This window comes from Stenotrophomonas sp. STEN022 (assembly GCF_056760155.1).
Window position 1 is genome coordinate 1 of the sequence record NZ_JBRREG010000147.1, and the last position, 8,096, is coordinate 8,096.

Here is an 8,096-nt window from a genome sequence, read left to right on the forward strand (position 1 = left end):
CCGCGCCCCCCCCGGGCCCCCCCCCCCCCCCCCCGCCCCCCCCCCCCGCCCCCCCGCCGCCGGCGCTCCCGCCCCCCCCGCCCCCCCCCCCCCCCGCCCCCCCCCCCCCCCCACTACAGCTGGTGCTTCATTCCGTCTCGGTGCCCTGATCTGCGGCACGCTCGGAAATCTTTGCTTCGCGCAGCTGTTTCTCCGATGCACGCAGCGTCTTCACATCCAGTGGCTGGATGCTGTCAATCCGGCACGGCACATGTGCCATTGGGCCACCGCCATGCACGATCACGCGGTCAAAGCGCGCCGACACCTGGCCCATCATGTTGGTGATGCTGATCGCCGGGGCGAATGACAGATCCATGCACGGCCCGCTGAGATTCAACAGCCAGGCTTCGTTGGGCTTGGTCCATACCGCCAAAGCACTGTCACCCAGCTCGGTCCAGCCATTGAGCGAACCGAAGTACCTGAAGCTCTTCACCGGCTCACCGGCGTGCGCGCGGTAGAGATCCAGACGCTCGGCGCTGGTCAGTTTCCCGGTCGTGGCACAACCGCCAAGAACGGCGGCCAGCATCATCGCAACAAGCATTTTTTTCATGGCAGCACTCCTCATCGAAGGAAACAACCTGACTCCATGAAGCAACGAGCACTTACCCAAGCATGGTAGTCCCGTGGCAGCCACGGGATCATCACCTGCTTTTCGCGGTTCAGACGCCGCTGCTGGCCAGCTCATGCAGGCGGCCCTGACGCAGCTCCAGCACGCGATCCAGCTTGCGCGCCAAACTGCGGTCATGGGTGACCAGAACCAAACTGGTGCGCTGCTCGCGATTCAACTCAAGCATCAGGTCGAACACGGTGCCGGCAGTCTTGTCGTCCAGGTTGCCGGTCGGCTCATCACCCAACACGCAGCCCGGCTGGTTCACCAAGGCGCGCGCAACCGCCGTGCGCTGGCGTTCGCCGCCGGACAACTCGCCCGGCTTGTGATCCAGGCGATGCCCGAGCCCCACCGACTCCAGCAAGGCCTTGGCGCGGGCACTGGCGCCGGCCGGGTCGCTGCCACCCAACATCACCGGAATCATCACATTCTCCAGCGCGGTGAACTCCGGCAGCAGGTGATGGAACTGGTAGACGAAGCCCAGCGAGCTGTTGCGCAGCTTGCCGCGTGCGGCGTCGGATAGGGCCGACATGCGCTGACCGGCGACATAGACCTCACCGGCGGTCGGAATATCCAAGCCGCCCAACAGGTGCAACAAGGTGCTCTTGCCTGCGCCCGACGCGCCGACGATGGCCACGGTTTCGCCTGCGGCCACGTTCAAGTCCAGGCCGTCGAACACCGGCGTGTGCATCTTGCCTTCGGCGTAGGTCTTGCCCAGGCCTTCGGCGCGGATTACCGATTCCATCAATGCGTTCTCATTCATAGCGCAGCGCCTCGGCCGGCTGGGTGCGGGCTGCGCGCCACGCCGGATAGATGGTTGCGGCAAAGCTCATCAGCAGCGCCACCACGGTGATCACCACGATGTCGCCGGTCTGCATGTCGGTCGGCAGCCCGGTGATGTAGTACACATCCTCCGGCAGCAACTTGATGTTGAAGATGGTCTCGATCAGGCCGAGGATACGTTCCAGGTTGAGGGTCAAGGTGATGCCGCTGATCACGCCGACAATGGTGCCGAACACGCCGATCAGGGTCCCCTGCACCATGAACACCTGCATGACACCACCGGGCGTGAGGCCAAGCGTGCGCAGGATGGCGATATCGGCCTGCTTGTCGGTAACCAGCATCACCTGCGAGGAGACAAGGTTGAATGCGCCCATCGCCACGATCAGCGACAGCAGGATGCCCATCACCGTCTTTTCCATGCGCAGCGAGTGGTAAAGATTGGCGTTCTCCTGCGTCCAGTCACTCACCCGGTAATAACCGTTGAGGTTGACCGCCAGATCGCGGGCCACGGTATAGGCCTGGTCCATGTCGTGCATCTTCAGTCGCACGCCGGTGACGCCATCCATGCGCAGCACGCGCTCCATGTCCTGCATGTTGGTGAAGGCAACGCCGCGGTCGACTTCATTGGAGCCGGCCTCGAAGATGCCGCTGACTTTGAAACGCTTGACCCGTGGCATGGCGCCCATCGGCGTACCCTGCACTTCGGCCAGCGTGGCCACGACGCTGTCGCCGACATCCACGCCCAACCAGATCGCCAACTCCTTGCCGACCACCATGTTGAATTCGCCGGGCTGCAGGCTGTCCAGCTTGCCCTTGGTCATCTTCTCGGCCAGTACCGAGACCTTGGACTCCTGCGCCGGATCAACGCCCTGGATGATCGCACCCTGCACCCGCAGGCCGCTCAACATGCCCTGGATCTCGATATACGGCGCAGCGCCGGCCACACGCGGGTCCTTGGTCGCCACGTCGATGGCGTGCTGCCAATTGGCCATCGGCTCGCCGTCGGCGCTGACCGTGGCATGGGCCGACATCTGCAGCAGACGATCGCGGATCTCCTTCTGGAAGCCGCTCATCACCGCCAGGGTGGTGATCAGCACCATCACCCCGAGCGCAATGCCGAGGATGGAAGCCATCGAGATGAAGGAAATGAAGCCATTGCGGCGCTTGGCGCGCAGATAGCGCAATCCGATTGCGACAGGTAAGGGTTTGAACATGCGGGTCTGCCCGGGAACTGGCAGCTATGGTGCCATTCCCGGCGGCTGGCGGGAAACGCCATGTGCCTTTACGGCCAGTCGCAGTTCACGTCGCTGCGCCCTGGACAGCGTGTCGGGCCAGAACAGCAGCTGTTGGCGGCGTTTGCCCAGCCACCAGCGCAGCACCAGCAACGGACCGCGTTCGAGCAGCTCGATCCGCTCCACGGGTTCGGCGTCGATGCAGGGCGGGCTTGGTGGCGAGGGTATGAGTATGTTCCGGCACCGTTTGCGCGCCTCGGCGCGCGTCTGCAACAGGCCCCAGCCGAGCACGCACACGCCCAATGGCCAGGCATGGCCCGGCTCCAATCTGCAGTTCACGATCGAAATGGCGGCAAGTACCGCCAGGCCCAACAATGCGCAGGTCAACCAGCGCGATGGGCGCCACTCACACCGGAAGGGCGCGGATGTAGTTGATGAGTTGCGCCTGCGACGCATCCGGACAGGCCTCGTAGCCCATGGACCAGCGCCACAACTTATCGTCTTCGGTCTCCAGCAACTGCAGGAAAACCTCGCGTTCGGCGGCAGGTGCATCCAGCCAGCGGCGGTCAAGATAGCGACCGAACAGCTGGTCCAGCTCGCGCATGCCACGCCGGCAACGCCAGCGCAGCTTCTTCAACAGGATTTCGTCTTCGGTCTGCATGGCTTCGGATACCTCGGATACCAAAGCCCCTCTCCCACCGGGAAAGGGGTTGGGGTGAGGGTTGGAGCGAAGCTCCCGCGAAATCGAGGGCAGCAGGCCTCGCCCGTACCCTCATCCGCCCCTACGGGGCACCTTCTCCCGAAGGGAGAAGGCATAACACATCAAGCGCGACGCGCCATCATCAGCTTCTTGATCTCGGCGATTGCCAGTGCCGGGTTCAAGCCCTTCGGGCAGGTGCGTGCGCAGTTCATGATGGTGTGGCAGCGGTACAGCTTGAACGGATCTTCCAGGTCGTCCAGGCGTGCGCCGGTGTCTTCATCGCGCGAGTCGATGATCCAACGGTAAGCCTGCAGCAGGATCGCCGGGCCCAGGTAACGCTCGCCGTTCCACCAGTAGCTCGGGCAGCTGGTCGAGCAGCATGCGCACAGGATGCACTCGTACAGGCCGTCCAGCTTCTTGCGGTCTTCCGGAGACTGCAGGCGTTCGCGGTCTGCCGGCGCCGGGGTCTGGGTGCGGATCCACGGCTTGATCGAGGCGTACTGCGCGTAGAAGTGGGTCAGGTCCGGAACCAGATCCTTGACCACGTCCATGTGCGGCAGCGGATAGATCGGCACTTCGGCCTTGCCGCAATCGGCGATGGCGCGGGTGCAGGCCAGGGTATTGGTGCCGTCGATGTTCATCGCGCACGAACCGCAGATACCCTCGCGGCAGGAGCGGCGGAAGGTCAGGGTCGGATCAATCTCGTTCTTGATCTTGATCAGCGCGTCCAGAACCATCGGGCCGCACGCATCGAGATCGATCTCGTAGGTGTCGGTACGCGGATTCTGGTCGCCATCGGGGCTCCAGCGGTAGATCTTGAAGGTACGCGTGTTCTTCGCGCCGCTCTTGGCGGGGAAGTGCTTGCCCTTGGTCAACCGGGAGTTCTTCGGGAGTGCAAATTCAGCCATGTTCGTAAGTTCCCCGGATCAGTAGACGCGCGGCTTCGGCGGCACCACGGACACGTCATCGCTGAGCGTGTACATGTGCACCGGGCGGTAATCGAAGCTGCACTTGCCCTTTTCGTCGACAGTGACCAGCGTGTGCTTCTGCCAGTTGACGTCGTCGCGGTCCGGGTAATCCTCGTGCGCGTGGGCGCCACGGCTTTCCTTGCGCTGCTCGGCCGAGTTGATGGTCGCCACTGCATTGAGCAGCAGGTTGTTCAGCTCGTAGGTCTCGATCAGGTCCGAGTTCCAGACCAGCGAACGGTCGGAAACCTTGACGTCCTGGAACGAATCGAACACCTGCGCCATCTTCTGGCAGCCTTCTTCCAGCGTCTTGCTGGTGCGGAACACCGCTGCATCATTCTGCATGGTGCGCTGCATGTTGTCGCGGATGACCGAGGTCGGCGTATCACCATTGGCGTGACGCAGCTTGTCGAGCAGGCCCAGGGCCTTGTCGCAGGCATCGGACGGCAGGGTCTTGTGCGGCGCACCCGACTTGATCGTCTCGGCGCAGCGGTTGGCCACGGCGCGGCCGAACACCACCAAGTCGAGCAGCGAGTTGGAGCCCAGACGGTTGGCACCGTGCACGGACACGCAGGCCGCTTCGCCGATGGCGTACAGGCCCGGCACCACCGCATCGGGGTTGTCGCCAACCTTGCGCACCACTTCACCGTGGTAGTTGGTCGGGATGCCACCCATGTTGTAGTGCACGGTCGGAATGACCGGGATCGGCTGCTTGTGCACGTCCACGCCCGCGAAGATGCGCGCGCTTTCGGCAATACCCGGCAGCTTGTCGTCGATCACGCCCGGGCCGAGATGGGTCAGGTCGAGCAGGATGTGATCCTTGTGCTCGCCGACGCCGCGGCCTTCGCGGATTTCGATGGTCATCGAACGCGACACCACGTCACGCGATGCCAGATCCTTGTAATGCGGTGCGTAGCGCTCCATGAAGCGCTCGCCACTGCTGTTGCGCAGGATGCCGCCCTCGCCTCGCACACCTTCGGTGATCAGGCAGCCGGCACCGTAGATACCGGTCGGGTGGAACTGCACGAATTCCATGTCCTGCAGCGGCAGGCCGGCACGGGCCACCAGGCCACCGCCGTCACCGGTACAGGTATGCGCCGAGGTTGCGCTGAAGTAGGCGCGGCCGTAACCGCCGGTTGCCAGCACCACGCCCTGCGAACGGAACAGGTGCAGGGTGCCTTCGGCCATGTCCAGGGCGAGCACGCCGCGGCAGACGCCTTCGTCGTCGAAGATCAGGTCGAGTGCGAAGTACTCGATCATGAACTGCGCATCGTGCGCCAGCGACTGCTGGTACAGGGTGTGCAGGATGGCGTGGCCGGTACGGTCGGCGGCGGCGCAGGTACGCTGCGCGGACGGGCCTTCACCGTACTTGGTGGTCATGCCACCGAACGGACGCTGGTAGATCTTGCCTTCTTCGGTGCGCGAGAACGGAACGCCGTAGTGCTCCAGCTCGATGATGGCCGGGATGGCCTCGCGGCACATGTACTCGATGGCGTCCTGGTCACCCAGCCAATCCGAGCCCTTGATGGTGTCGAAGAAGTGGTAACGCCAGTCATCCTCGCCCATGTTGGCAAGCGCGGCGGAGATACCGCCCTGTGCTGCCACGGTGTGCGAACGGGTCGGGAAGACCTTGGTGATGCAGACAGTCTGCAGGCCCTTCTGGGCCAGGCCAAACGTTGCACGCAGGCCAGCGCCACCGGCGCCGACGACGACCATGTCGACCTTGTGTTCAGTGATGTTGTAAGCGGACATGTATCAGTTCCCAAACGCGATGCGGGCAACCGCAAAGATGCTGACGATGGCGCCGAGCACGGCGACGAACTTGACCGTGGTCTGCAAGGCCAGGGCCATCAGCGAGTTGTGGATGTAGTCCTCGAGGACCACCTGCAGGCCAAGCTGGGCGTGCCAGAACATGGCGACCAGGAAGCCGCCCAGCAGGATCGCGTTCCACGGCTTGGCAATGGTTTCCACGGCGGTTACGTAATCGGCGCCCATCAGGCTCAGCACCAGGCACAGGAACCAGATGGTCAGTGCGACTAGGGCGGTAGCGGTCAGGCGCTGGTGGACGAAGTGCTCGGTACCGGACTTGGCGCTGCCAAGGCCACGCGCATTCTTCAGCGGGGTGCGGTACTTGCTCATGCGGCAGCTCCCATGCAGACGTAAGCCCAGATCAGCGCGGTCAGCACCAGCGAGGCGATCACCGACATCCAGCTGCTGCGGATGAAGGTGGCCTTGGCGTAGCCGATGGCGAAGTCCTGCACGATATGGCGGATGCCATTACACAGGTGATAGGCGAAACACCAGGTCCAACCGAACAGGATCACCTTGCCGTACCAGGCGCTGGCGTGGGTGGTGAAGCAGTTCCAGGACTCAGGCCCCATCATCAGGGCGAACAAGCCGCCCGCAATGATCAGGGAACCGACAGTCAGAATGATGCCGGTTACTCGATGCAGGATCGAGGTGGCCATCTGGATCTGCCAGCGATACACCTGCAGGTGCGGAGAGAGGGGGCGGGGTCTGTTCGCCATTCGCTGACTCGTATCTCGGCTGGGCGGCTCAATGCCGCGTTGGCTCAACGCTGCTCAGAAATCTATGCAGCGCCCGTTTTTCTCCCAATCGCCATACCGCACCGGATCAAGTCCGCCGCGGCCGCCTATTTCCTGAGGCACCGGGGCTACCTCGGGAAGCGGCTGCTTCTCGGGGACCAACGGGGCTTCAGCTTCGGGCTCGGGAGTGGGGGTTGTTTGGCCTATCATTGGTGGTCTCGCAACGCACAAATTTTAGTCCTCAGTCACGTGTCTGACAACCTCGCCCCTGCTTTCACCGGTTTCCGCACACTTTCCATGGCTCAGATCGTGAGCCTTGCGGGAGCCGATGCGGTCGCTTTCGCCCAAGCCCAGTTCGCCAATGACGTGCCCTCGCTGGCCGACGGTCATTGGCAATGGAGTGCCTGGCTGACCGCCAAAGGCCGCGTGCTGGCCATCTTTCAGCTGGTGCGGGTGGACGCGCAGACCCTGCTGCTGATCTGCCACGACGGCGGCGCCGAAGCCATGGCCGAGCAGTTGCGCCGCTTTGTATTCCGCCGCAAGGTTGTCATCAGCCATGCCAGCGCGCTGGCGGTGAATGTCGCGCTGGAACCGCCGGTTTCGGCCCATGGCGCGCAATTGGCACAACTGGCCGATGCCGTCATCGAGCTGGATGTGGGCAGCGCAGCGCTCCCGCGCACACTGCAGATCAGCAACGTAGCCGCTGCCAACGACAGCACCGCTGAATTGGCATGGCGTCAATCCGACCTTCGTTTCGGCCTGCCCCGGCTTGAAGATGCACAACGTGAGCAATGGACGCCGCAGCAACTGGGGCTGGATCGTTTGAATGCCTACAGCGTCAAGAAGGGTTGCTATCCCGGCCAGGAAATCGTTGCCCGCACCCATTTCCTGGGCAAAGCCAAACGCTCGCTGGCGCTCTTGGAATGCGCCTCATTCGCAAACTCCAGTGACGCGGTCCAGCATGGCGACAGCAACATCGGCACCGTCGCCAGCGTAGCCGGCCCACTTGCACTGGCCGTGCTGCCATTGGAACTGCCGGAAGGCCAGCTTCTGATCAATGGCGAGACCGCCAGCATCCAGCCGCTGCTGGAAGGCCTTGCGCGCTGAGACCTGTAGAGCCGAGCCATGCTCGGCTTGGGGCGCGCCCATGTAGTGGGGGGGGGGGGGGGGGGGGGGGGGGGGGGGGGGAGCAGGGTCGAAGGGGGGCCGCGGGGGCCGCCGAAC

At 63.8% G+C, this 8,096-nt stretch carries 11 protein-coding genes; 1 reads left to right on the forward strand and 10 read right to left on the reverse strand.

All coding sequences use genetic code 11. The annotated features are described in order from the left end of the window. Positions 1–127: 127 nt before the first annotated feature. The 10 genes from ACVOMF_RS19875 to ACVOMF_RS19920 all read right to left on the reverse strand — a co-directional run bounded on the left by ACVOMF_RS19875 (position 128) and on the right by ACVOMF_RS19920 (position 7,082). Entirely contained in the window at positions 128–589 is a 462-nt protein-coding gene (locus ACVOMF_RS19875; RefSeq protein WP_481510803.1) for a DUF6491 family protein, read from the reverse strand. 109 nt (positions 590–698) lie between these two features. Continuing rightward, a complete protein-coding gene (lolD, locus tag ACVOMF_RS19880) occupies positions 699–1,409 on the reverse strand; it encodes a lipoprotein-releasing ABC transporter ATP-binding protein LolD (RefSeq protein WP_481510804.1) in 711 nt (236 codons plus the stop codon). Beyond that, positions 1,402–2,643, reverse strand: coding sequence for a lipoprotein-releasing ABC transporter permease subunit (locus ACVOMF_RS19885; RefSeq protein WP_481510805.1), 1,242 nt, complete (start codon positions 2,641–2,643; stop codon positions 1,402–1,404). The genes lolD and ACVOMF_RS19885 overlap by 8 nt, the downstream gene beginning before the upstream one ends. Positions 2,644–2,667: 24 nt before the next feature. Further along, the gene (locus tag ACVOMF_RS19890; RefSeq protein WP_481510806.1) at positions 2,668–3,000 is read right to left on the reverse strand and encodes a hypothetical protein; all 333 of its coding nucleotides are present in this window, start codon (positions 2,998–3,000) and stop codon (positions 2,668–2,670) included. Between the two features lie 67 nt (positions 3,001–3,067). After that, positions 3,068–3,322, reverse strand: a complete 255-nt coding sequence (locus ACVOMF_RS19895; protein ID WP_481510807.1) for an FAD assembly factor SdhE — start codon at positions 3,320–3,322, stop codon at positions 3,068–3,070. Positions 3,323–3,483: 161 nt separating this feature from the next. Continuing rightward, complete coding sequence (locus tag ACVOMF_RS19900; RefSeq protein ID WP_481510808.1) at positions 3,484–4,269, reverse strand: succinate dehydrogenase iron-sulfur subunit; 786 nt, start codon at positions 4,267–4,269, stop codon at positions 3,484–3,486. 18 nt (positions 4,270–4,287) lie between these two features. Further along, on the reverse strand, positions 4,288–6,078 hold the full coding sequence (sdhA, locus tag ACVOMF_RS19905) for a succinate dehydrogenase flavoprotein subunit (RefSeq protein ID WP_481510809.1): 1,791 nt from the start codon (positions 6,076–6,078) through the stop codon (positions 4,288–4,290). 3 nt (positions 6,079–6,081) lie between these two features. Further along, a complete protein-coding gene (gene sdhD, locus ACVOMF_RS19910) occupies positions 6,082–6,465 on the reverse strand; it encodes a succinate dehydrogenase, hydrophobic membrane anchor protein (protein ID WP_282268787.1) in 384 nt (127 codons plus the stop codon). Then, positions 6,462–6,854 carry a succinate dehydrogenase, cytochrome b556 subunit gene (gene sdhC / locus ACVOMF_RS19915; RefSeq protein ID WP_057626052.1) on the reverse strand — a complete coding sequence of 131 codons (393 nt, stop codon included), beginning with the start codon at positions 6,852–6,854 and terminating at the stop codon, positions 6,462–6,464. The genes sdhD and sdhC overlap by 4 nt, the downstream gene beginning before the upstream one ends. Positions 6,855–6,908: 54 nt before the next feature. Further along, positions 6,909–7,082, reverse strand: coding sequence for a DUF1674 domain-containing protein (locus tag ACVOMF_RS19920; protein WP_481510810.1), 174 nt, complete (start codon positions 7,080–7,082; stop codon positions 6,909–6,911). Between the two features lie 39 nt (positions 7,083–7,121). Between ACVOMF_RS19920 and ygfZ the strand changes: the two genes are divergently transcribed. Then, entirely contained in the window at positions 7,122–7,979 is an 858-nt protein-coding gene (ygfZ, locus tag ACVOMF_RS19925; RefSeq protein WP_481510811.1) for a CAF17-like 4Fe-4S cluster assembly/insertion protein YgfZ, read from the forward strand. Positions 7,980–8,096: the final 117 nt, after the last annotated feature.

Excerpts from the sequence above, each read along its gene's own strand:
- ACVOMF_RS19875 (WP_481510803.1), bottom strand. The coding sequence starts at position 589 with ATGAAAAAAATGCTTGTTGCGATGATGCTGGCCGCCGTTCTTGGCGGT.
- lolD (WP_481510804.1), bottom strand. The coding sequence starts at position 1,409 with ATGAATGAGAACGCATTGATGGAATCGGTAATCCGCGCCGAAGGCCTG.
- ACVOMF_RS19885 (WP_481510805.1), bottom strand. The coding sequence starts at position 2,643 with ATGTTCAAACCCTTACCTGTCGCAATCGGATTGCGCTATCTGCGCGCC.
- ACVOMF_RS19895 (WP_481510807.1), bottom strand. The coding sequence starts at position 3,322 with ATGCAGACCGAAGACGAAATCCTGTTGAAGAAGCTGCGCTGGCGTTGC.
- ACVOMF_RS19900 (WP_481510808.1), bottom strand. The coding sequence starts at position 4,269 with ATGGCTGAATTTGCACTCCCGAAGAACTCCCGGTTGACCAAGGGCAAG.
- sdhA (WP_481510809.1), bottom strand. The coding sequence starts at position 6,078 with ATGTCCGCTTACAACATCACTGAACACAAGGTCGACATGGTCGTCGTC.
- sdhD (WP_282268787.1), bottom strand. The coding sequence starts at position 6,465 with ATGAGCAAGTACCGCACCCCGCTGAAGAATGCGCGTGGCCTTGGCAGC.
- sdhC (WP_057626052.1), bottom strand. The coding sequence starts at position 6,854 with ATGGCGAACAGACCCCGCCCCCTCTCTCCGCACCTGCAGGTGTATCGC.
- ACVOMF_RS19920 (WP_481510810.1), bottom strand. The coding sequence starts at position 7,082 with ATGATAGGCCAAACAACCCCCACTCCCGAGCCCGAAGCTGAAGCCCCG.